Annotated in this window: 26 protein-coding genes; 8 read left to right on the forward strand and 18 right to left on the reverse strand. The window is 37.1% G+C overall.

Going from position 1 to position 21,992, the window contains the following annotated elements; all coding sequences use genetic code 11:
- Together FI644_RS00325 and FI644_RS00330 are read right to left on the reverse strand one after the other, a co-directional pair.
- Window positions 1–531: a DUF1850 domain-containing protein gene (locus FI644_RS00325; RefSeq protein WP_142107853.1), complete on the reverse strand. Its 531-nt coding sequence runs from the start codon at window positions 529–531 to the stop codon at window positions 1–3.
- Between the two features lie 124 nt (window positions 532–655).
- Window positions 656–1,663 carry a TAXI family TRAP transporter solute-binding subunit gene (locus tag FI644_RS00330; RefSeq protein WP_053475289.1) on the reverse strand — a complete coding sequence of 336 codons (1,008 nt, stop codon included), beginning with the start codon at window positions 1,661–1,663 and terminating at the stop codon, window positions 656–658.
- A 395-nt stretch (window positions 1,664–2,058) separates the two neighbouring features.
- Between FI644_RS00330 and FI644_RS00335 the strand changes: the two genes are divergently transcribed.
- The 3 genes from FI644_RS00335 (at window position 2,059) to FI644_RS00345 (ending at window position 3,967) form a co-directional block, all read left to right on the forward strand.
- Entirely contained in the window at window positions 2,059–2,784 is a 726-nt protein-coding gene (locus tag FI644_RS00335) for an alpha/beta hydrolase (RefSeq protein WP_053475288.1), read from the forward strand.
- Between the two features lie 241 nt (window positions 2,785–3,025).
- The gene (locus tag FI644_RS00340; protein WP_053475287.1) at window positions 3,026–3,538 is read left to right on the forward strand and encodes a YjcG family protein; all 513 of its coding nucleotides are present in this window, start codon (window positions 3,026–3,028) and stop codon (window positions 3,536–3,538) included.
- A gap of 6 nt (window positions 3,539–3,544) precedes the next feature.
- Window positions 3,545–3,967, forward strand: a complete 423-nt coding sequence (locus FI644_RS00345; protein ID WP_053475286.1) for a GNAT family N-acetyltransferase — start codon at window positions 3,545–3,547, stop codon at window positions 3,965–3,967.
- A gap of 58 nt (window positions 3,968–4,025) precedes the next feature.
- On the opposite strand, the gene FI644_RS00350 is transcribed toward FI644_RS00345, so the two are convergent.
- Window positions 4,026–4,313, reverse strand: coding sequence for a hypothetical protein (locus FI644_RS00350; RefSeq protein ID WP_053475285.1), 288 nt, complete (start codon window positions 4,311–4,313; stop codon window positions 4,026–4,028).
- A 122-nt stretch (window positions 4,314–4,435) separates the two neighbouring features.
- Here FI644_RS00350 and FI644_RS00355 point away from each other — a divergent pair, with 122 nt between their 5' ends.
- Window positions 4,436–6,742 (forward strand): UvrD-helicase domain-containing protein, encoded by a 2,307-nt coding sequence (locus FI644_RS00355; protein WP_053475284.1) that lies wholly within the window; start codon window positions 4,436–4,438, stop codon window positions 6,740–6,742.
- A gap of 38 nt (window positions 6,743–6,780) precedes the next feature.
- On the opposite strand, the gene spoVIF is transcribed toward FI644_RS00355, so the two are convergent.
- From spoVIF to FI644_RS00390, 7 genes are all read right to left on the reverse strand, one after another.
- A complete protein-coding gene (gene spoVIF / locus FI644_RS00360) occupies window positions 6,781–7,035 on the reverse strand; it encodes a sporulation-specific transcription regulator SpoVIF (RefSeq protein WP_053475283.1) in 255 nt (84 codons plus the stop codon).
- A gap of 112 nt (window positions 7,036–7,147) precedes the next feature.
- A complete protein-coding gene (locus FI644_RS00365; protein ID WP_075209115.1) occupies window positions 7,148–7,285 on the reverse strand; it encodes a YjcZ family sporulation protein in 138 nt (45 codons plus the stop codon).
- 86 nt (window positions 7,286–7,371) lie between these two features.
- The gene (spoVAE, locus tag FI644_RS00370) at window positions 7,372–7,728 is read right to left on the reverse strand and encodes a stage V sporulation protein AE (RefSeq protein ID WP_053475282.1); all 357 of its coding nucleotides are present in this window, start codon (window positions 7,726–7,728) and stop codon (window positions 7,372–7,374) included.
- A 15-nt stretch (window positions 7,729–7,743) separates the two neighbouring features.
- Window positions 7,744–8,757: a stage V sporulation protein AD gene (spoVAD, locus tag FI644_RS00375; protein WP_053475281.1), complete on the reverse strand. Its 1,014-nt coding sequence runs from the start codon at window positions 8,755–8,757 to the stop codon at window positions 7,744–7,746.
- Window positions 8,757–9,236, reverse strand: a complete 480-nt coding sequence (spoVAC, locus tag FI644_RS00380) for a stage V sporulation protein AC (protein WP_053475280.1) — start codon at window positions 9,234–9,236, stop codon at window positions 8,757–8,759. The genes spoVAD and spoVAC overlap by 1 nt, the downstream gene beginning before the upstream one ends.
- Window positions 9,237–9,251: 15 nt before the next feature.
- A complete protein-coding gene (locus FI644_RS00385) occupies window positions 9,252–9,719 on the reverse strand; it encodes a YhcN/YlaJ family sporulation lipoprotein (protein ID WP_053475279.1) in 468 nt (155 codons plus the stop codon).
- Between the two features lie 371 nt (window positions 9,720–10,090).
- A complete protein-coding gene (locus tag FI644_RS00390) occupies window positions 10,091–10,447 on the reverse strand; it encodes a DUF1360 domain-containing protein (RefSeq protein WP_053475278.1) in 357 nt (118 codons plus the stop codon).
- Window positions 10,448–10,587: 140 nt separating this feature from the next.
- Between FI644_RS00390 and FI644_RS00395 the strand changes: the two genes are divergently transcribed.
- Window positions 10,588–11,094 carry a CotY/CotZ family spore coat protein gene (locus FI644_RS00395; RefSeq protein WP_053475277.1) on the forward strand — a complete coding sequence of 169 codons (507 nt, stop codon included), beginning with the start codon at window positions 10,588–10,590 and terminating at the stop codon, window positions 11,092–11,094.
- Between the two features lie 54 nt (window positions 11,095–11,148).
- On the opposite strand, the gene FI644_RS00400 is transcribed toward FI644_RS00395, so the two are convergent.
- The 4 genes from FI644_RS00400 to mgtE all read right to left on the reverse strand — a co-directional run bounded on the left by FI644_RS00400 (window position 11,149) and on the right by mgtE (window position 16,080).
- On the reverse strand, window positions 11,149–11,727 hold the full coding sequence (locus FI644_RS00400) for a CotO family spore coat protein (RefSeq protein ID WP_053475276.1): 579 nt from the start codon (window positions 11,725–11,727) through the stop codon (window positions 11,149–11,151).
- A 123-nt stretch (window positions 11,728–11,850) separates the two neighbouring features.
- Window positions 11,851–12,621 carry an enoyl-ACP reductase FabI gene (gene fabI, locus FI644_RS00405; RefSeq protein ID WP_053475275.1) on the reverse strand — a complete coding sequence of 257 codons (771 nt, stop codon included), beginning with the start codon at window positions 12,619–12,621 and terminating at the stop codon, window positions 11,851–11,853.
- A gap of 145 nt (window positions 12,622–12,766) precedes the next feature.
- Complete coding sequence (locus FI644_RS00410) at window positions 12,767–14,629, reverse strand: monovalent cation:proton antiporter family protein (RefSeq protein WP_053475274.1); 1,863 nt, start codon at window positions 14,627–14,629, stop codon at window positions 12,767–12,769.
- Between the two features lie 74 nt (window positions 14,630–14,703).
- Entirely contained in the window at window positions 14,704–16,080 is a 1,377-nt protein-coding gene (mgtE, locus tag FI644_RS00415) for a magnesium transporter (protein WP_053475273.1), read from the reverse strand.
- 226 nt (window positions 16,081–16,306) lie between these two features.
- Between mgtE and prpE the strand changes: the two genes are divergently transcribed.
- Window positions 16,307–17,044 carry a bis(5'-nucleosyl)-tetraphosphatase PrpE gene (gene prpE / locus FI644_RS00420; protein ID WP_053475272.1) on the forward strand — a complete coding sequence of 246 codons (738 nt, stop codon included), beginning with the start codon at window positions 16,307–16,309 and terminating at the stop codon, window positions 17,042–17,044.
- Between the two features lie 303 nt (window positions 17,045–17,347).
- Here prpE and FI644_RS00425 read toward each other — a convergent pair whose 3' ends face one another.
- The 4 genes from FI644_RS00425 to FI644_RS00440 all read right to left on the reverse strand — a co-directional run bounded on the left by FI644_RS00425 (window position 17,348) and on the right by FI644_RS00440 (window position 20,348).
- Window positions 17,348–18,232, reverse strand: a complete 885-nt coding sequence (locus FI644_RS00425) for an RluA family pseudouridine synthase (protein ID WP_053475271.1) — start codon at window positions 18,230–18,232, stop codon at window positions 17,348–17,350.
- Between the two features lie 189 nt (window positions 18,233–18,421).
- Entirely contained in the window at window positions 18,422–19,216 is a 795-nt protein-coding gene (locus FI644_RS00430; RefSeq protein WP_053475270.1) for an NAD kinase, read from the reverse strand.
- A 47-nt stretch (window positions 19,217–19,263) separates the two neighbouring features.
- Window positions 19,264–19,896: a GTP diphosphokinase gene (gene yjbM, locus FI644_RS00435; protein ID WP_053475269.1), complete on the reverse strand. Its 633-nt coding sequence runs from the start codon at window positions 19,894–19,896 to the stop codon at window positions 19,264–19,266.
- Between the two features lie 80 nt (window positions 19,897–19,976).
- On the reverse strand, window positions 19,977–20,348 hold the full coding sequence (locus FI644_RS00440; RefSeq protein ID WP_053475268.1) for a UPF0738 family protein: 372 nt from the start codon (window positions 20,346–20,348) through the stop codon (window positions 19,977–19,979).
- Between the two features lie 124 nt (window positions 20,349–20,472).
- Between FI644_RS00440 and FI644_RS00445 the strand changes: the two genes are divergently transcribed.
- Both FI644_RS00445 and FI644_RS00450 read left to right on the forward strand, forming a co-directional pair.
- Complete coding sequence (locus FI644_RS00445) at window positions 20,473–21,060, forward strand: CYTH domain-containing protein (protein ID WP_053475267.1); 588 nt, start codon at window positions 20,473–20,475, stop codon at window positions 21,058–21,060.
- 18 nt (window positions 21,061–21,078) lie between these two features.
- Window positions 21,079–21,717, forward strand: a complete 639-nt coding sequence (locus FI644_RS00450; RefSeq protein WP_053475266.1) for a lytic transglycosylase domain-containing protein — start codon at window positions 21,079–21,081, stop codon at window positions 21,715–21,717.
- Window positions 21,718–21,992: the final 275 nt, after the last annotated feature.

Genomic DNA, 21,992 nt, shown 5'->3' on the forward strand with positions numbered 1-21,992 from the left:
TTATTGCTCAAGGATGTTCACTCCTTTCAATTGCTGAAAAAGACTTATTTTTTTAATTTTTATTCGTACCCAAGTGCCTGCTTCTAAATAATCAGCAAGCTGGTATTCTTTATTTTTGTATATAACCCGATGATTGGCCCTTACCTTGCCAATTCTAAGATCAAATAAGGGAAATATGCGTTTCATATTTTTGATATAATATTTGCCGTCTTTCTGTTCAAATATTTCTCCATCAAAGGCATTTTCAGGCATTCCAATCGCAAAATCCTCATACATAAGCTCATATTGCTTTATTCTTTTTTCTTTCGTTACAGTATAGCTTTCAACTACATCTGAAAGATGAATAGAATGAGTATATTTGATTTTAAAATTCTTTTCCTTAGAAAAGGGGATATATGCAAGCACCTTCCCAGTATTCTGGTATTCAAACACCAATGCTTGCTTAATAGGAATGAAAAGCATAATTGCGTTGGATATAAAGATGAGGAGGAGCAGGATTAATATCTGTCTGCCCAGCTTTCTGACTATCATGTAAACCCCACCTAATAAATTTACGTTTTACACAAAATGAATCTATGAAAGAGAACTTGACCGGTGTAAGAACCTCCTGAGGTTTTACAGCCGGTCAAGTCTTTACTTATTAGGTTTTACTAGTCTACTCAGCTTTAATGCCCTTTTCATCATAATATTTCTTAGCGCCAGGGTGAATCTCAATCCCTACACCTTTCACAGCATTTTCAGCTTTAATAAGTTTCCCTTTTGCATGAGTAACTTTATCAAGGTTTTCAAAAATTGCCTTTGTCACATCGTAAACAACGTCTTCAGAAAGGTCGCTTGAAACAACGAGCATCGCCTGAACAGCAACTGTTGGCACAGCATCTTTTAACTTGTATGTGCCTGCTGGAACCTCGTCTTGAATGTAGTAAGGATATTTCTCGATTAACGCATCTATTTTGTCTTGTGCAATAGGAATGATGACGATATCTTCTGTTGCAGATAATCCTTCAACAGCACCTGTTGGTGTTCCAGCAGTTACGAAAGCAGCATCAATCGTACCGTCTTGAATACCAGCTGTTGATTCATCGAAGGAAAGGTCTTGCTTATTAATATCATCAAAAGTCATTCCATGAACTTCAAGAATTTGTTCAGCATTTGGGTTTGTTCCAGAACCAGGAGCTCCGACAGAAACCTTTTTGCCTTTTAAATCCTCGACAGATTTAATGCCTGATTTAGCAGTTGTTACAATTTGGATCGTTTCAGGATATAGGGTACCAATCGCACTTACATTGTCTACTGCAGCACCTTCAAACATTAATTTGCCATCTTTCGCATATGACGCAATATCAGTTTGAGAGAAAGCGATTTCAGCAGAGCCATCCTTTAATGTGTTCATATTCTCTGCAGAAGCACCTGAAACCTCAGCATTTGTCTGAATGCCTGTTGCATCAGAAATAATTTCTGCAAATGCTCCACCAAGAGGATAGTATGTACCACCTGTACCACCTGTGACAATACTCATAAACTTAGGCTTATCTGAACCTTTCTTTTCACCATCGTCAGTGCCCTTTTCACCAGAACTTTCCTCAGAAGCCCCGCATGCAGCAAGAAACATAGAAAGTGCTAATAGTAAAACAGCTGTGAGAAGAAAACTTTTCTTTTTCATATTTTTGCCCCCTTTGATAGTTTTACAGATTCTCAGTCTATATATTAACACAAATATTTTCTAAATTGTTAATAAATACTCAATTTACTAAGTAGTTTGTATAACCGAATATTTTGTATTATCTGGTTTTTAACACTCTTTACGCTTTATTATGCAGTTTTTATACAAAAAACCTGCATCAAAAAAATTATATTTTTTTTCGAGCCTCAGTTTAAAGTTATCAATTTTCTAGGCATGTTTTTCCGCTATTATATCCATATTATAACAGACTTGTTTTTTTCTGGTGTTAAATGTAAATATAGCTCCTATTTTAGAATCTGAAAAAAGCATTTCCACTTATATTATGTTAAAATATCATGCAAAGCTTTACATATCATCAAATGGAGGAATCATCAATGGAAAATTCTAGAGGATCAATTAGAGATGTAACATTTTCAAGTAAAGAGTTGGGGGAAGATGTTGAATTGCTCATCTACTTGCCTGCTACCTTTACTCCTTTATATAAGTATTCAATTTTAATTGCTCCTGATGGCAAGGATTATTTTCAGCTAGGAAGAATTGGTAGAACTGCTGATGAATTATTAAAGAATAGAGAAATCGAGAACATCATTATTGTTGGAATCCCATACAAAAATGTAGACGATCGCTGGAAGAAGTATCATCCGAACGGAGAACAAAACAAAGCATTTATACGTTTCTTAGCACATGAGCTTGTGCCATATTTAGATCAGGAATTCCCTACGTATCAAATGGGAATGGGCCGTGCATTAATTGGTGATTCACTTGCTGCAACTGTATCAATAATGGCTGCTTTAGAGTACCCGCATACGTTTGGAAAAGTAATACTTCAGTCACCGATGGTTGATGAGAAAGTCATGAATGCTGTTAAAGAAGTAACTCAGCCACATTTAACAAGTATTTATCATGTCATTGGGAAGCAAGAAACCGCTGTTCAAACGACTAAAAAAGAAGAAAAGGATTTCCTTACACCAAATAGAGTGTTATCTAAGCTGTTTAGTGAAAAGGGGTTCCCTTACTTCTACGATGAATTTGACGGTGACCATACATGGACACATTGGCAACCTGATTTAAAACGTGCATTAAAGAAAATGTTTTCTTAATATAATCGCTAAGCAAGCTTAGGATGATATTTATTAAGGAATGAGCGAAGCCTCGCTTTTAGGCGTGCTTCGCTTTTCTCTAAACTTTTTTAGATATTCCTTCTACCTATATTTGAAAATTAAGCATTCCTATACTTTATATTTGGAAAATTTGTTATAATGGGCATATACATTTTTTTCATATTGATTGCTGTTGCCCATTCAAATGAAGATTATAAAATCTATTTATGGAGGTTATGTTATGAAGCTAGGTATCGTTATTTTCCCTTCAAAAAAATTGCAAGATGAAGCTAACTCATATCGAAAACGATATGACCCAAATTATTCGTTAATTCCTCCTCATTTAACTCTCAAACCAAGTTTTCACGCTTCCGAAGATCAAATTGAGCAGTTAACCGTCATTTTAGATGAGATTTCTAATCGTTTTGAACCTTTTCAAATAAAGTCCACAAAATTTAGTTCATTCAAACCAGTGAATAATGTCATTTACTTTAAATTTGAGGCTTCAGAAGTGCTTGAAGAACTGCAAAAAGTAATCAATGATAACATTTCTGGGGATATGCCTGAATATGCCTTTGTCCCTCATATTACCATTGGGCAGGAATTATCCAATGACGAGCATTCAGATGTATATGGATCGTTACGAATGAACCAATTTAATTATGAAGAAACAGTCGATCGTTTCCACCTGTTGTATCAGCTTGAAAATGGCTCTTGGACAGTTTATGAAACATTTCGGCTTGGAAAGGAATAAAAAATTGTGGAAGTAAAAATTGTATCAAATGATAATCAATTGCAAGAAGCTTTTTCTATTCGTAAAAAAGTCTTTGTTGAAGAACAGCAAGTACCGTTAGAAGAAGAAATTGATCAATATGAAGATGAGGCGGTTCACTTTCTTCTTTATGATCAGAACCTTCCAATTGGTGCTGGCAGATTTCGTCCAGTAGATGGCTTTGGAAAAGTTGAAAGAATTTGCGTTTTGGAAGATCATCGTAAATCAGGCTCAGGAAAAGCCATCATGGATAAAATAGAGGAATACGGAAAAAGGGAAGGTTATAAAAAATTAAAGCTAAATGCCCAAACTCATGCGATTCCCTTTTATAACAAACTTGGTTATGAAATTGTTTCAGAGGAATTTTTGGATGCGGGGATTCCACATCGCACAATGATAAAAAAGATTTAAAAAACTTCTGTCCAATGGGCAGAAGTTTTTTCATGTAAAGAAAGAGATTAAAAGTTGTTTATACAGACTCATTATAATAAATACCCTTTCCAGTTAGTTGGCTTTGCAGCTTTTCTATTTGTTCTTTTTTGTGCACACTTTTAGAATGAATTTGTTCTTGAACCATTTTTGTCCTTTTTATAGGAAGAATCTGCCCGTTTAGTGTCGGATGATCATATTCTCGAGGATTCGTTGTGGGTTTTATTCTATTGATTGGCACAAAACGATAAGGATCATACCCTTTGCTAATTACTCTCTCTACATACTGGCTATATTGATAATTTGTAATAGGTGCGATATACCCCATTAAACTCCCCTCCTGTTATATAGACATACGATCAAACATTTGATTTTATGTTCCCTTTCGTAATTTCTTTAATTTTGTTATGATAAGGTTTGTCTTAATTGTGTTGAAAAAGAGGAACTAAAATGAAAACAGCCATGTTACATAATAAAATCATAAATATTAATAGAGTTAGTAGGGAAATGTTTCAGTCCCTGTATGACAATGGAAAAAAGGGACACTTGCAATGCCCGGTTTGCAAAGAAAAAGTGCGATTTTATATAGGAATTAATCAGGAACCTCATTTCTATCATATTCCTGAGCTTAATCATACGTGTAAAGATCCAGATGATTCTCCTTCTATTCCACAAGAAAAAGTTGAGTATGAGGAGCGGAATGGATTTAGACTCCCTGTTTCGCGCACCATAACAGCCGTTCAAGAGTCAGATAGTAAAATTAAACAAGCTCAGATGGTGAAAAACATTCCTCCCTTCATCCCTGAAACTATGAGCAAATACAATTGTTCCTTCCATTATTTACGTACATTAGCACAATCCGGAGTTATTCTTGATAGTGAGCAAGCAGATGCAGTGTGTCGTACAGAGGGTCCGCTTCTTGTGCTTGCTGGGGCTGGCAGTGGAAAAACAAGGGTTTTGACAACTCGAACAGCATTCATGATTCAAGAAAAAGAAATTGACCCAAAATCAATTATGCTTGTTACTTTTACCGCAAAGGCCGCTGCTGAGATGAAGGAAAGACTTTCCCGTTACCCCAATATGGAAAGACTGCAAATCCGGCAAATTGTTTCCGGAACCTTCCATAGCCTTTTTTATCGGATATTATCCTTTCATGCCCCAGAGAAGTGGTCCTCTGATAAATTATTAAGCAAAGGCTGGCAGCGTGAACAAATGATTAAGCATGCTGGAAGAGAATTACATTTAGATGAAAAAGAGTTCGCTTACGATCTTGCTCTTCAACAAATAGGTTTTTGGAAGAATACGCTTATTTCCCCTGAACAGGTTAGGCCCACATCATCATGGGAGGAAAGTGTTGTTAACCTGTATAAGAAGTATGAACAAGCAAAGGAAAAAGAAGGTTTATTCGATTTCGATGATATGCTGACAGGGTGCTATGACCTTTTTCTGCATAATCCTGCTATTCTCGAAAACTATCAAAATCGTTTTCAGTATTTCTTAATTGATGAGTTTCAGGATATTAACAAAGTTCAGTATGAACTGATAAAAATGCTATCGGCCAAGTCGAAAAATGTTTGTGCTGTAGGGGATGATGATCAATCTATTTATGCATTTCGCGGCAGTGACCCCGAATACCTGCTAGATTTTGAAAAAGATTTTCCTGGTGCAGAGGTTATTGCTTTAAAACAAAATTATCGATCCACTCACGAAATCGTTTCGACAGCAAATCAAGTGATTTTACAAAATAAGAAAAGACGAGCAAAAAAAATGAAAGCTCAATATACTGGAGAGAAGTTCCCTTGCTTGTTTTTTCCTTTTGATGAAGAAGAAGAAGCAACATCCATTGTAACTGATATACAGGAGAAAATTGAGGAAGGCTTTGAACCAAAAGACTTTGCCATCCTGTTTCGAACGAATACAGGCAGCCGTGCTGTTTTTGAACGCCTTGCCAACTCAAGTCTTCCTTTTAGAATTGATCAGGATGCTGAATCCTTCTATGATCGGTTTATAGTGAGAAGTATGCTTTCCTTTTTGAAATTGTCTTTAAATGAAGATGAGAAGGGAGCCATGCAAAATATCCTTCCTGCCCTTTTTATGAAGCAAACCGTTATTAAGGATATGATGGCAGAAAGCATTTTAAATGACTGCACCCTTCTTGAATGCTTAAAACATGTAAAGACTGGCTTTGCTTTTCAAGAAAGAAAATTTAAAAAAGTAGTTCCCGTTATTCGCTCCATTGCCCACCTTTCTCCCATTATGGCGATTGAAAAAATTGAAAAAGAACTAGGCTTTCAAGACTTCATCAAAAAACGCGGCAATGAAGGGAATAAAATTGAAAAGGGCTCTGATGATCTTAAAGACTTGAAAGTAGCGGCTAAAAGCTTTACATCTATCCTAGACTTTTTAGAACATACGGAACATATGAGGGCCATGAATAAGGAGATTAAGCAACAAAGTAAGAAAAATCAAAACGCAATCACTTTAAGTACAGTTCACCGTGCAAAAGGGCTAGAATATAAGGTCGTTTATATAATCGGTGCTGTTGATGGCAGCCTGCCACACGACCATGCCCTAGAGGCATATAGAAATGGAGATTTTGCCCCGATTGAGGAAGAACGCCGCCTGATGTATGTTGCAATTACACGAGCAATGAATCATCTCTACATTTCTGTTCCTGAAAAAAACCGTGGGAGGAAAGCTTATCCATCCAGATTTCTATCACCATTAATAAGAGAAAAAGCAAACCAAAATCAATAAAAAAATAGACCTGGTATTTTGCCAGGTCCATTTTTTACTTACTTCTTATTAATCATTTTTGAAATTGTACCGAAATCAAGCTGTTTTCCTTCAGTAACAATTGATTTTACAATTTTATCTTCTGTTTCCTTAGAAACTGGTTTATTGGCAATTTGTGAAACCCTTCTAATAACACCTCTAACCGTTTTTTCATCTTTGAAATTAGCACTTTGCAGTGAATTAGCTAATTCAAACACATCATTCATATTCACGCCTGTTTTCTTTTCCAAGTTTTTAAAGAAGTTATTATCCATGTAAAGATCACGCCCCTTTTAGTAAGCTACTTTATATAGTATGAAGGAGCGTGAAAAATGTGAGAGGCAACTTACTATTATTACAGCCAGCTGCCAGCCCTTTTGAGTTCTGCTAATTATAGAAGCTCGCACCAACTATAATTAGAAGAATAAACAATACGACAATAAGCACAAATGTAGATCCTGCGTAGCCGCCACCGCCATATCCATAACCGCCGTAGCCGCCGCATCCTCCAAAGCCAAAGCCCATACCTATCACCTCACTTTTTCAAGTCTTTACAACATATGTAAAATAACTAAAAGGTGTATAGGCAAGCCCCTAAATAAGATATTTCTTTAGCCCTTTGGTTTAAAGATGAGTGCACCAATAAATCCAAAAACAATCGCTGCTGATATACCTGAGCTTGTTACTTCAAACATTCCGGATAGGACGCCAACTAGCCCATGCTTTTCTGCTTCAGCCATCGCTCCATGTACAAGGGAGTTACCAAAGCTTGTAATTGGAATCGTTGCTCCAGCACCTGCAAAATCAATTAATGGCTCATATAATCCAACACCATCTAAGATTGCACCGATAACAACAAGTAAACTTAAAGTATGCCCTGGTGTTAGTTTTGCGACATCAAATAATAATTGACCAATAACACAGAAAACCCCGCCAACAACAAATGCCCAAAAGAACATTGCAAGCATATATCTCCCTCCTTATTATTCCATCTCAATTGAGACCGCATGTGCGATGCAAGGGATGGTTTCGTTTTGCTGAAAAGTTAATGGGGATAGAAGCGCACCTGTGGCCACAACAAGAATTTTTTTATACACCCCTTGCCTCATTTGATTCAATAAATGGCCATAGAGAACGGTTGCGGAACATCCTGCACCACTTCCTCCAGCATTGACAGGCTGGTCCTCTTTATAAATCAATAATCCGCAATCCTGAAATTTTCCCCGTTCTATTTTCAAACCGGCGGTTGTTAATAATTCATAGGTAGTATTCTGCCCGATTTCTCCCAAATCCCCAGTAACAATGAGATCATAATAAGAAGGATCGATCTGTAAATCTTTAAAATGAGCAGTTATCGTATCAGCCGCCGCTGGAGCCATAGCGCCACCCATATTAAACGGATCAGTCAACCCCATATCAACGACTTTCCCGATTGTTGCTGAAGTTGTAACAGGCAAACTTTTTACCCCTCCGTTTGCTGATAATATTGCCATACCTGCTCCTGTTATTGTCCATTGTGCAGTTGGCGGCTTTTGTCCGCCATATTCAGTCGGATATCTGAATTGCTTTTCAACAGCCGCATTATGGCTTGAAGCTCCAGTCAAAATATGCTTGGCACCTTGATAATTAATCATAAAAGAACCGAGAGCAAGCCCTTCCATTGAAGTGGAACAGGCACCAAATATTCCGAAATATGGAATTTGATTTGTACGTGCACTCATACTTGATGGAGTAATCTGATTGATTAAATCTCCTGCGATAAAGAAATGGACATCTTCCTCCTGTAACTTTGCCCGTTGAAGCGCAACTTGACTAGCTTCCTCAATTAAAACACGATGGGCTTTTTCATACGTATCCTGTCCCATCCATAAATCGTCATGGAGAACATCAAAATCACTGGCAAGCTTCCCATTCGCTTCAAATGGACCGCCTGAAACTCCAGTTGCTGTGATCACAGGGCGATTATTAAAGATCCAGGTTTGTTTCCCTTTCAGCATTACAAAACCCCCCATTGGATTAATATTGTTTTGATCAGCGCCACGACAAATGCTGAAAATACACCAAATAGAATAACGGCACCAGCCAGTTTAAACATATTTCCCCCAACTCCTAGGACAAACCCTTCTGTGCGATGCTCAATTGCAGCTGAAATGACGGCATTTCCAAAGCCCGTAACCGGTACAGCACTTCCTGCTCCTGCATACTGCCCAAGATGGTCATAGATTCCAAACCCTGTCAGAAGCATAGAGAAAAACACCATTGTGGCCACTGTAGGATTCCCTGCTGTTTGTTCAGTAAAGTTAAAGAAATAAATGTAGAAGTATGTGACTGCTTGGCCAATTGTACAAATTAAGCCGCCCACCCAAAATGCTTTTATACAGTTTTTTAAAACGGGGCGTTTCAATTCATGTTTTTGTTGAAGCCCTTGATATTTTTGCTGAGCAGGAGTCAAATTTTTCTTTTTTTTATCCGCCATTGCCAGTTCTCCTTTCTATGCCATTTCATTTTTCAATTCAATAATTTCCTTTAACCTCTTATTTGCCTTTTTCTCAGAGTAATCCGGATTTTGCATTTTTTCATTTAGCTTAACAGCCTCTAAAAAAATCTTATAATCACTTGAAACAGTAAATTTTTCGTCCGGAAATTTCTTATCAAGCCTCCCCTTTATTTTCTTTTCAATCTTCTTCATATGAAAACGTTGAAGATGCTTTACCTTATACACAACAAGAGTGTCTTTTTTTCCTTTCACAACCGCCACATCATATATTTCCTTATACGATGCGATTTCTTCTTTAATGTTTGTAACTAAATCTAAGTTGCCTTCTGTATTTTCATCAATTAAAACGGGATTAGGATCCGTCTTTTTGATTAGAGCCAGTTCACTCTCTTTTGATTCATTTTGACTGCAGCCAGCTAACCCCAGCAAAATAAAAATAACGATATACACAGATATTCTCATGATTTAACCCTTCCTATTCAGAATTCATTTATGATTATTGTCCACGAAAAAATGTGAAATTATGAATGAATTCCCATAGGCTCTTATTTCCAATTTCAAAAAAAAATCAGCCGGCTTCTGCCGGCTGATTTTAGCTCATTTTCTTTTTTCCACATCCACAGCCTTTTTTCTTCTTTTTTACCGGCTGTGGCTTTATTTTGTCTGGTTGAACATATTTATTTAACAAAACTTTCGCCTCCCCTTATAATTGTTTATCACTTAAATTGCTGCGGCCAATCCAGATTAAATAAGTATTTATATTAATGTATGAAGATTGATTTTTCTTGTGTAACACAGATGCCTATGGAAACAAGTATTATTAGGTAGCAGGGCTAATTTTCCATCCAATTCTGTATAGCTGTTTCAATCAATGCTGCTAAGCCAGCAACAGCTAAAACAAGAAGGATTGGCAATGTAAGGGGCATATTGAATAAATACAATAAACATAAAATGATAGAGGACCATACACCCGTACACCAGTAACAGCTAAGCAAATTACCGAAGAATCCGCGAATGCCCCCTTTTTTAGGAACTAAATAAATTTCTACCTCCCCATCCTTATTTGTCTCTTCTAGTTCTTCAAAAAATGGCCGTCTAATAAATTCAGTTATTTTATCATAGACAAGCAGTCTTGTTAGGCGAAAGCTAGCCAATGCTAATATAAGCAATTCCATAAATGAAATATACATATTCAATACCTCCAGCACTTATTTATTTCGAAAAAACGCCTATTTTTTCATAAAACAAGGCGTTTGTCCGTTACCCATTGGGTACTTCGGCAATATGTTATTAGTGTAGTATCACAAGAATTAAACAAGGAGGAAATAAAATGGGTTGTGGAAAAAAAGGCGACTTCAAAGGCAACAGCTGTGTGTGCGAAGTAGTTCGTGCAATAAAAGATATTCAAGATAATGCAGAAGATGTATGTGAATGTCCTTCCAACTGTTTCTTAGAGCCACTTGGGCATATCTCACCTGGAAAAAAGAAACATAGACATCCAGATACTCGTGTTTTTGTTTTAAAAACTGCTGACGGATCACCGTTTCATGCATTTTTCACAGGAAACGAGTGTGCATGTGTTTCAATCTTCTTCCGAGTAGAAGATATCTTTGATAATTGCTGCGCAGTACTTCGTGTTCTTGAACCGGTAAATAGAATTCCTGGACCAGATAACGATAGAACAGTTGACTTAGCAAAAAATTGCTGCATTGATCTTGAAAAGGTTTGTAAAGTTGACTACTTCCGGGCTACAGATAGTTGTATTACTGTAGATCTAAGCTGCTTCTGTGCAGTTCAATGTATCGATGACGTCTTTCTTGGCATTTGTGAAGATTAAATTTCAATCGAAATGTAGCCAGTCGTTAAATATACGACTGGCTTTTTTCATCGATCATCTTCGTAAACCGATCATTTTGATATCCTCTAACTCACTTAACGAAATCTTCATAGTCTCTCCATTGAGCAGTTTAATTTCAATAAACTCATTTAATTGATCGTTTAGAAACCCCTTAACCGTATTCCCATTTGCAATAAATAAACACGGAACTGGCGGCAGCTGCTTTGGAAACTCCATTAAATATTGGAGCCGCTCCATAATATTCATTTCTTTAAAGCTTTTTACTCTTTGAAATGAAGGCTTTCGTTCTGTACGAAATGATAATGCAGTGTTTTCCTCTTTTTTTCTGCGATCTGTTTCAAACTCTTCCAGAGTATCCTGGATCTTTTCCTCTTGGAATAAGTCAGCTTTAATTAATTTTTCTCCATGGGCTTCTTTTTGAAACTTCGTGCCAGATAACTTTTCCTCTTCTACTTCTTGTTTTGCTTTCGTCTCTATCGATTCGTTCATTTGAGCCTCTTTTAGTGATTCAGCTCTTTTACTGGAGTAAGTTTCCTGCATTTTTATGGTAGGAAATTGAAAGGTAGGCTGTTGAATGTAAAACAATGGTTCCTTCTCTTTCCTTTTTGTCATTATCATCCACCTCCAAGACATATGTGTTCACCCTATATGTATGCAAAATGGCTGATGACGTTGCTTGAGGAATGAAAAAAACCTGCTTCACTATGTGAGCAGGTCGTTTTTTTGCTTTATTATTTAGACGATATGGAAACCAGAATCAACGTGAATATTTTCTCCTGTAATTCCTCGTGATAACTCACTAAATAAGAATACAGCTGTATCGCCAACCTCTTCAGGAGTGGTTGTTCTGCGAAGTGGTGAACGTTCTTCAATCTCTTTCAAAATTGAATTGAAATCACTTACCCCTTTAGCAGATAATGTACGGATTGGTCCAGCAGAAATTGAATTAACTCTGATTCCATCTTTTCCTAAGTCTGCTGCTAAATATTTCACACTTGCATCAAGAGATGCTTTTGCAACGCCCATGACATTATAATTTTTGATTGCGCGCTCCCCGCCAAGATACGTTAATGTCACAATACTTCCGCCTTCAGTCATTAACTTCTTAGCTTCCTTTGCAACAGCAGTTAAGGAATACGAGCTGATATTATGTGCCAGCAAAAAGCCATCTCGAGTTGTATTCATGTAATCGCCTTGAAGCTCTTCCTTATTTGCAAACGCAATACAATGTGCCACTCCGTGGATTATACCAGCCTTCTCTTTAATTTCCCCAAAGCATTTTGCAATTTCTTCATCGACTGTTACATCACAAGGAAGGACTAGAGATTGTCCATCCCCTAGTGATTCCGCTAGCTCTCGAACGCCTTTTTCCATTCTTTCACCTGCATATGTGAAAATTAAGCGTGCTCCAGCTGTATGAAGCGATCTAGCAATTCCCCATGCAATACTGCGTTTATTGGCAACACCCATAACAACAAATGTTTTCCCATTTAATGAAAGTGTCATTTTAAATCCTCCTGAATTATTACAAGTTATTAGTACCTAGTGCTAATTTTACTATACATTCGATAAAAAGAAAAGGAATCTTGCTGAAAAAAGACAGTAAAAAACTAGTCTGCCGTTTTATCTAGCAGACTAGCTCACAACAACTTTAACACCACTCGCAAAACTCCAGCTCACGTTTGAGCTCATCAACATATTCCTTCGTTCCTGTAACAATTAATCGGTCATTTATTTGAAGCTCTGTATCCCCATGCGGAACAATGGAGTCATGTCCACGGAATATCCGTACGAAAATAACATCACCAGTGAACGGGAATGCTCTTAAGGACATCCCTTCAAACTGGTTATTTAACAGCTTAATTTCATAAAGAGCGGTTTCCTGATTCGTTAATATATTCATCACGCTTGGTGATTCAATCAAAGCTCTTAGCAAGGTTTTTTGCGACATTAATACTGAAAATACTTCGATGTCATGGTCCCACAAACTTTCCTGCAAATCAGGACTTTCAAGACGGCAAATCACCCGATCCACTCCATATTCCTTAAATGCAATCGCAAGAGTGGCATTTGCCTCCTCTTCTCCAGTGGAAATAACAACAATATCGGAATGAATCGCCTCTGTTTGCTCGAGCGTTTGAAGAGAGTAATCCTCCAATTCGATAATTTCAAATAAGGAATCCGAGATACCCTTATCTGCCTTTTCTAGTTTTTTATGATACAGGATTGGTTCATATAAACCCGATTTCAGCTCGCTATAGACTGGCAACGTCAGCTGATTCGCTCCTATAAATGCCACTTTCAATTTCTTTTCAATATTATTTTCCTTAGGGAAAAACTTCTTAAAAACAATTGGTGTGAAAATACTTGTAATGACCGCTACCAAAATTAAAGTTCCGCTCATTTCAGAAGTTATGACCCCAATTCTTTCACCAATCGTTGCGGCTGCAATGACTAATGATAAGGTAGATGTTAATAAGAATGCCGAAGCGATAACAGTATTTTTGTCATACCACCGTTTTAATAAATAAACGGGAAGAATTTTCGATATTAGCAGTCCAATTAGTAATAGTGGAATTAACATCAGCATTTTTTTATCGCTTAATAAGGACCATACATCTAAATCTACGCCAACCATTACAAAGAATATTGGGATTAAGAAACCATAACCGAATGAATCCAGCTTATGGACGAGTTCTTGGTTTGGTGCTAATAAGGATACGAGTACTCCTGCAAGGAAAGCTCCCAAAATATTCTCTGCCCCTACTGTTTCTGAAAGTGCTACAAGGAAAATTATGAGTGCAAATACAGCCCTTGTTCCAATTTGCACGGTTCCAGTTGACATCGCCTCAATAAATTTACGATTTTTGAATCGTCTCCCGATAAAATACAGTAGGACTCCAGCTGCAAAGAGAATAAGCAACAACCATGTATTACCCTGTCCTCCATCATATAAAGAAACAAAAACAGCAAGTAAGATCATTGTTACAAGATCAGCAATGACCGCTACTAATAAAATAATTTGGCCAATTGTCGTTTTCATAAGATGTGCTTCCTTTAACGTTGGAACGACAACACCTAATGAAATTGTTGATATAATTAAGGTCATTAAGAATACATTATCGATAAAGCCCATCAGGACGAACAGATACGACAATCCTAATGAAACAGCAAAAATACCTGTAAAAATAATCGTTGATGCTAAGAAAGCATTCGGTTCTAATTTCCCACTCGGCAGCTTATCTCTCTTTTTCTTCCCAGAGAATGCAGTAAAATCTATTTCTAACCCACTGAGGAACATGAGAAAAATAAATCCAAGCGTTGATAAAGTCTCAAGCCACATATCGGGATGAACAAGATTAAATCCGCTTTTTCCAATGATTAAGCCCATTAATATTTCTGCTACAACGACAGGCAGAAAATTCATCTTCAACCGATGCAGCAGAATGGGAGTCAGAAAAGCAACAATAATAACTATTACTAATGATGCAACCGATGCGCCATGTTCTTCCATCAAATCTCCCCTTTCGAAAAAATAAGTAAATCAGTTTTGTCCACTAATGATGCTATGCGCCTTATATTAAAAACCTAAAGCAGATAACTCATGAATAAAGTAGCCATACCAAAATAAATTAATATGCTGATTAAATCATTTATTGTTGTAATGAATGGACCTGAGGCAACAGCTGGATCAATCTTAAACTTATGCATAATCAGTGGAATTAGAGCGCCAGCTAAAGTAGCTACAATTAAAGTACATAAAATAGAAATACCAACGAGTATGCCTAGAAAAATATTCCCCTTCCAAATAAAAATGATAATTGATACAAGAACTCCGCAAATCGCACCTGTTATCAGTCCGGTACCGGCTTCTCTTACAATCAACTTCCATTTATTTTCCTTTTCCAAATCACCTGTCGCAATCCCACGGACAGCAACCGCAAGAGCCTGGGTTCCAGTATTCCCAGCCATACCGGCAATTAACGGAATAAAAACTGCTAAAATAGCTACTTTATTTAAGGTTTCCTCAAATCGTCCAATTAAGCTTGCTGTCATCATTCCGAGAAACAACAAGATAATCAGCCATGGGAGCCGCTTTCGTGCCGCTGAGAGTGGATTACGGTCGATCGTATCCATATCCGATACAGCAGCAAGCTTGGAATAATCATCAGATGCTTCTTCTTCCATGACATCCATAACATCATCAACCGTAATAATTCCTAATAAGTGATTTTGAAAATCGACTACAGGCAAGGCTAAGAAATTATAATCCTTTATTTTACGGGCAACCTCTTCCTGGTCATCCCCAACCGAAACAGAAACAATTCGGTCATTGGTTATATCTGCAATCATTGTGTCATCATCATTAACAATTAAATCTCTTAATGAAATGACACCTAATAATCGTCTGTGCTCATCTAAGACATAGATATAATAAATCGTCTCCGCTTTTGGAGCCTCATTTTTTAAAATATACATCGCTGAACGTACCGTTTGATTGGCTGATATTGAAACGAAATCAGTTGTCATGATACTTCCAGCTGTATACTCTTCATAATGAAGAAGATCCTTTATTTCCTGGGCTGCTTCTTCATCCATAATGGTTAAATAGCTAACTACCTGTTCCTTTTCAAGCTCATTTAATACGTCTACTGCATCATCGACATACATCTTTGAAATCATGTCAGCAGCGTAATTCGGATTCATTTCTGCAAGGACATCTTTATATTCATCATCATCTATTTCTAGGTTTTCAAATAGTGTTGCCATTTCCTCAGGCGAGAGGTAATGATAAATTTTCTCACGATGCTCCTCATCCAATTCCTTAAAAAATGAAGCCTGGTCATAAGGATGCAATTCCAAAAATTCTCCACGAAATCCTTCAATATCTTCATTTTTTAAAGAATCGATTAGTATTTCCTTATTTATGTGATGGACCGCATGCTCTTCTTTTACTTCTTCCATCTCATTCCCTCCTTCCTTATTGCCTTCAATACCTCATAATACTAGCAAATCTTTACTTTTTTGTCGCTTACTATTAATTAAATTCCATATTTTTTATTTACTTTCCCCTGAAAAAGGCATTTAAATCATCAGGAGATTTAGGTCTTGTAAGACAATGGAATAGAACAATTGTAGAAATGAAATGATAAAATGGACTACATAAGAATAGCCAAGGTAGGTGTAAGTGATGGAATTAGATATTATTGGAGATATACATGGATGCTATCAAGAATTTCAGGAGCTAACAAATAAGCTCGGATATAAATGGGATTCTGAAGGGATTCCTATAAATTCTAATGGAAGAAAATTAGCCTTTGTCGGTGATTTAACGGATCGTGGACCCCATTCTCTGAAGGTTGCTGAAGCGGTTTCGGCCATTGTCAATAAAGGGTTAGGTTACTATGTTCCAGGGAATCACTGCAATAAGTTGTATCGATTCTTTTTAGGCAATAAAGTGCAGCACACACACGGTCTCGAGACGACAGTTGCCGAATATGAAGCACTTGATCAAAAAGAAAAGAAGAGGATTCGCGATAAATTTATTCATCTATACGAAAATGCCCCATTACATTTGATTCTTGATAACGGGAAGCTCGTTATTGCCCATGCAGGTATCCGCGAAGATTTAACTGGGAAACACTCAAATAAAGTCAAAACCTTTGTTTTGTATGGAGATATAACGGGGGAAAAGCATCCCGATGGTTCTCCTGTAAGGCGTGACTGGGCCAAACAATATAAAGGTGATGCTGTCATCGTTTACGGACATACACCAGTTAAAGAAGTTCGCATCGTAAACAATACATACAATATTGATACCGGTGCGGTTTTTGGCAACAAATTAACCGCTCTGAAATACCCCGAAATGGAAATCGTTTCAGTTCCATCAACGATACCGCTTGTGGAGGAGAAATTTCGAGAAATTTAACTTCTTTGAGTAATAGTTAATAATTTTTTTCTAAATTGAGTTTTAGAATAATTTTATGTGACCACTTTTCCTAGTTTTTTACTTTTTCGGGCTGTAAAATAATTTTATGTGACCGCTTTCCTAGTTTTTTTACTTTTTCGGGCTGCAAAATAATTTTATGTGACCGCTTTTTCTGGGTTTTTACTTTTTTAGGTGCTTAACGTATTGTACTTGACCACTTTATCTACTCAATTGGATCCTTCCGAAAACCTTTTTTTGAGCTATTTACATTACAAAGCAAAAAAGCCGGGAGCTCCGGCTTTTTCAAATTAATTGCCTCATATCCTCAGGCAGCTCTTGCTGAAAGGTTAGATGTTCTTCCAAAAACGGGTGATAAAAGCTCAGCTCACAGCAATGAAGTGCTTGTCTATTTATTAAGTCCACACTTCCACCATATAAATCATCCCCTAATAATGGATGGCCTAAATAAGATAGATGAACACGTATTTGATGCGTTCGACCTGTTTGTAATTGCAGTTTTAAATGGGTAAAAGTCGGATAACAGGAAATCACTTCATAGCGCGTACAAGCATACTGACCATTCGGGCTGACTTCTCTTTCAATGATGCTGTCCTTTTTACGTGCAATTGGCTGTTCAATTACTCCAATACGATTCGTCAAAACCCCTTCAGGAAACGCCTCATATATTCTTTTCACACCTTTAGCTTTCTGCTGTTCACTTAATAAATGATGGACATGCCGGTGTTTTGCAATAAGTACTAATCCAGATGTATCACGATCAAGTCTGGTAACAATATGGGCTGTTGCTTTTAGACCTTTTTGTTCGTAATGACCAATCAAAGCATTGGCCAAGCTTCCAGCAGGATGTTCTCTTGAGGGAATCGTACTCATACCTGCAGGTTTATTCACAACGAGTATAAAATCATCCTCATATAAGATATGTAATGAAATCCTCTCACCTTCCATTCCTTCACTGGGATATTCTTCAGGAAAGCCGATGGTGAGACAATCACCCTGCTTGAGCGAGTACCTGACCGTTTGTTCCGATCCATTTACTGTAATAAAACCGCCTTTAAACTTTATATCTGTTAATGCGGCTTTAGAAATTTGCTTTTCTTTTAAAAAATCCTTAATGATTTTATTGGCATCGGACTCAGTTACTTGCCATTGTAATTGAAATCTTGTCATAACATACCTCTTAACAGCTCGTCTTATACTTGTCGCCGATAATCGGGCGTCTTCCGCTTTTCCTTGTCTAGCTCCAGACGCCATCGGCTCGAGGTCATAAGTCATCTCGTCATGAAGGTTAAAGTACAAACCTTCCTGACGATCTGTCTTATGCTTGTCGCCGATAATCGGGCGTCTTCCGCTTTTCCTTTAGTCCGCAACAAACGAGTCATGAACCCTTTTCCAGAATGGAAATGGCCGGAAGCGGGCAAAGCGAATTTTTTCATCGGCTACGCGAAATTGGATGGACTTCACATCTTTATGGAGCATGGTTAAATGGTCGACAGCAATTAAAAAGTCCGGTGCATTTACTGGTTTCAGCGTACATGTATGATGCGCCGGGAGGACAAGCGGGGAGCCAACTGTCCGGAAAACCTTATTATTGATTGAGGCCATTTCAGCAAGCTGAATTGCCGGTATTGAAGGATGCAGGATGGCGCCACCGAGTGCCTTATTATAGGCAGTACTCCCTGAAGGTGTTGAAACACAAAGTCCATCTCCTCTAAACCGTTCAAAGTGCTGACCGCGAATGTCAACATCCATAACGAGTGTCGCATCAACAGCTTTTACAGTGGCTTCATTTAATCCAAGGAAGCGTGTTTCTCGGCCTCCATTTTGATAGCGGATAATTACCTCTACTAATGGGTATTCAATCACCTGAAATGGAGTTTTGGCAATGGCGATCACAAGCTTTTCAATTTCCTCTGGGACCCAATCCGCATAAAATCCTAAATGACCTGTATGAACGCCAACAAACGCGGTTTTGTCTAGACGTCCCGTATAGCGGTGGAACGCATACAGCAGTGTTCCATCCCCGCCTACTGAGATAACAATGTCAGGCTGCTCTTCGTCATATATTAGATCAAAATCTAATAAATACGTTTTCATTTTATGCATGAGCGTATTCGATTTAGTATCACCTTTCGATGTAATAGCAAATTTCATTCGTATCATGCTCCTCTATATTAGAAATGCAATTGACCTCTTGAATATTATGTATTTTCCTGCTGTTCCTTTTTCTTTGTAAAAAATGCTTGAGCATCCTGGATTTCTCCTCTGATAAGCGACATTTCCTCATCAAGCCTGAAAGCTGCTTCTGCTGCACGCTGCAGTCTCATTTTAATATCCTCAGGGAACTGGCCTTTATATTTGTAATTTAAAGAATGCTCAATCGTTGCCCAAAAATTCATTGCTAATGTCCGAATTTGAATTTCAGCAAGAATCTTCTTCTCCCCATGAATAGTCTGAACTGGATAACGTATAACCACATGGTAGGAACGGTAGCCGCTCACCTTTTTATGGGATATGTAATCTCTTTCTTCAACAATTTCAAAGTCATTTCTATTTCTCAGCAGTTCAACGACCCGCTTAATATCATCAACAAACTGGCACATCATTCGCAGTCCTGCTATATCCTGCATTTCTGTTTCCAGCTTATCCAAAGGAATTCCTTTTTGGTTGGCTTTATCTAAAATACTCGCTATTGGCTTCACTCTGCCAGTAACAAATTCAATTGGAGAATGAGAGGATGCTTGCTCATACTGCTTTCTCATCCCTTTTAGCTTTACCTTCAATTCTTCTACTGCTTGCTTATATGGACTTAAAAATTGATCCCAATTCTTCATATGTAAAACACACCACCTTATCCATTTTATATTTATGTAAGATAGCCTGAAAAATTAGGCTTGGGTGGATGATCTAAATTTTATACAAATAGTGCTTCGACTTTTTCTACCATTACTTCCCCGTAATTGCTATTCCCTTTAATATTTTCAATTAAGTAGCTTAGTTCTTCGTGAAAATCTGTTAAAAGCAACTGTTCATTTTGGTCAGTTATGTATATTGCTGTACAATTCTCAAGCGCATTTTTAAGCTTAGGCCACGTTGACTCAGGAATGGAAATATAGGTATATTCGTCATCCTTATCAACAACATATATAAAAGCCAATTGGTCAGAATCAACAAGCATTTGTCCCATTGGCTTCATTTCCAAAATCGAAACCCCTTCTTCAACATGCAATACCAATTCCTCATTTTTATTCCATTCAGCATTGATAATTTTAATTTTCTTTTTCATTTTTTCTACCTCCAAACTCTTTTATTATTCTATCACACGGTGAGAAATAATCTAAAAAAAAATTGCTGATAAATGAGAAGAAAGCGATAATAAGATGATGACTGATTGAAAGGATGAATAATCTTTGTCTCAAAATATTGAAATTGAATTTAAAAACTTACTTACAAAACAAGAATTTAAAAGGCTAGTCAACCATTTTAGATTGAATGATACTGACTTTTTCACACAGGAAAATCATTATTTTGATACACCCGATTTTGCTTTAAAGGAACAAGCTTCCGCCCTCCGTATCCGAAAAAAAGAAGAGAAATATGAACTAACATTAAAACAGCCCTATCAGGATGCTCTCCTAGAAACAAATGAATCAATTGAACCTTTAGCTGCGGAAAAAATATTCGAAACAGGAAAGATTATGAATGAGACAATTATTAAGCTAATCAAAGAGATGAATGTCGATCCTGATAGGATTCAATATTTTGGCTCATTAACAACAAAAAGAGCTGAAGTGGAATATGAGAATGGACTAGTCGTTATAGACAATAGTTTCTATTTAAATATAGAAGATTTTGAGTTAGAATATGAAGTAAGCAACAGAAAAGACGGTCAGAAGAAGTTCTCCGCCTTGCTTGAACAATTAGAAATCCCTGTTCGAAAGACAGAAAACAAAATTAAACGTTTTTATAACATAAAGTATATGCAGTATAACGATTGATAAAGGAGAAAGTATTTTATGAACGTAGAGCAGTTGAAAGTTATGCTTGAATTACAAGCATTGAAGGGTTTTAATAGCTCCCAATCAGGGACTGATTCAAATACAATGTTTCAAGATCTTCTTACTGAATTATTAGCAGATTCAAGCCTATCTTCGGCTGATCCATCTTACAATCAGCAAGGAACAGTTGCATCATTACAATCTTATTTGAATACTTCATTTTCTCCGTTAGCAGGTACAGCATTACCGCCTGTCAATCTAACAAAGTTTTCCGGATCTAATAAGAACTTTAATGAAATTATTGAAAAGGCTGCAGCACTTTATAACATTCCCGAAAAACTGCTGCATTCTGTTATTAAGCAGGAATCAAACTTTAATCCGAATGCAGTTAGCTATGCTGGTGCATCTGGTCTTATGCAATTAATGCCTGACACAGCAAGAGGATTAGGCGTCAAAAATGTATTTGATCCTCAGGAAAATGTATTTGGCGGTGCCAAGTACTTGCGCCAAATGTTAAACAAGTATGATGAGAATATTGAATTAGCACTAGCTGCCTACAATGCTGGACCTGGTAATGTAGATAAATATGGGGGTATCCCTCCATTTAAAGAAACTCAAAATTATGTACAAAAAATCAAATCTCACTTTCTCGCATAAAGGGAAACTTCAATACGTGGGGTCCATCCCCACTGAATTTACAAGCTGTAGCCTACTTTAGTTTTCCTCAATTCCTAAAGTGGGAGTCATACAGTCCGTTAAATTTCGATATTACAATTATATTCAAAAGCCGTCTAAAGAAAGGACGGTTTTTGCATGTAAAGAATGCCATCGTGAACCATACACTCTTAAAAAACATGTATAAATTGCCATTGTAAGCTATTTATTTGAGATATAAAGCACTCATTGATAGAATAAAGGTAATTCAACAGAGG

The organism is Cytobacillus solani, assembly GCF_006704205.1.
GTDB lineage: Bacteria > Bacillota > Bacilli > Bacillales > Cytobacillaceae > Cytobacillus > Cytobacillus solani.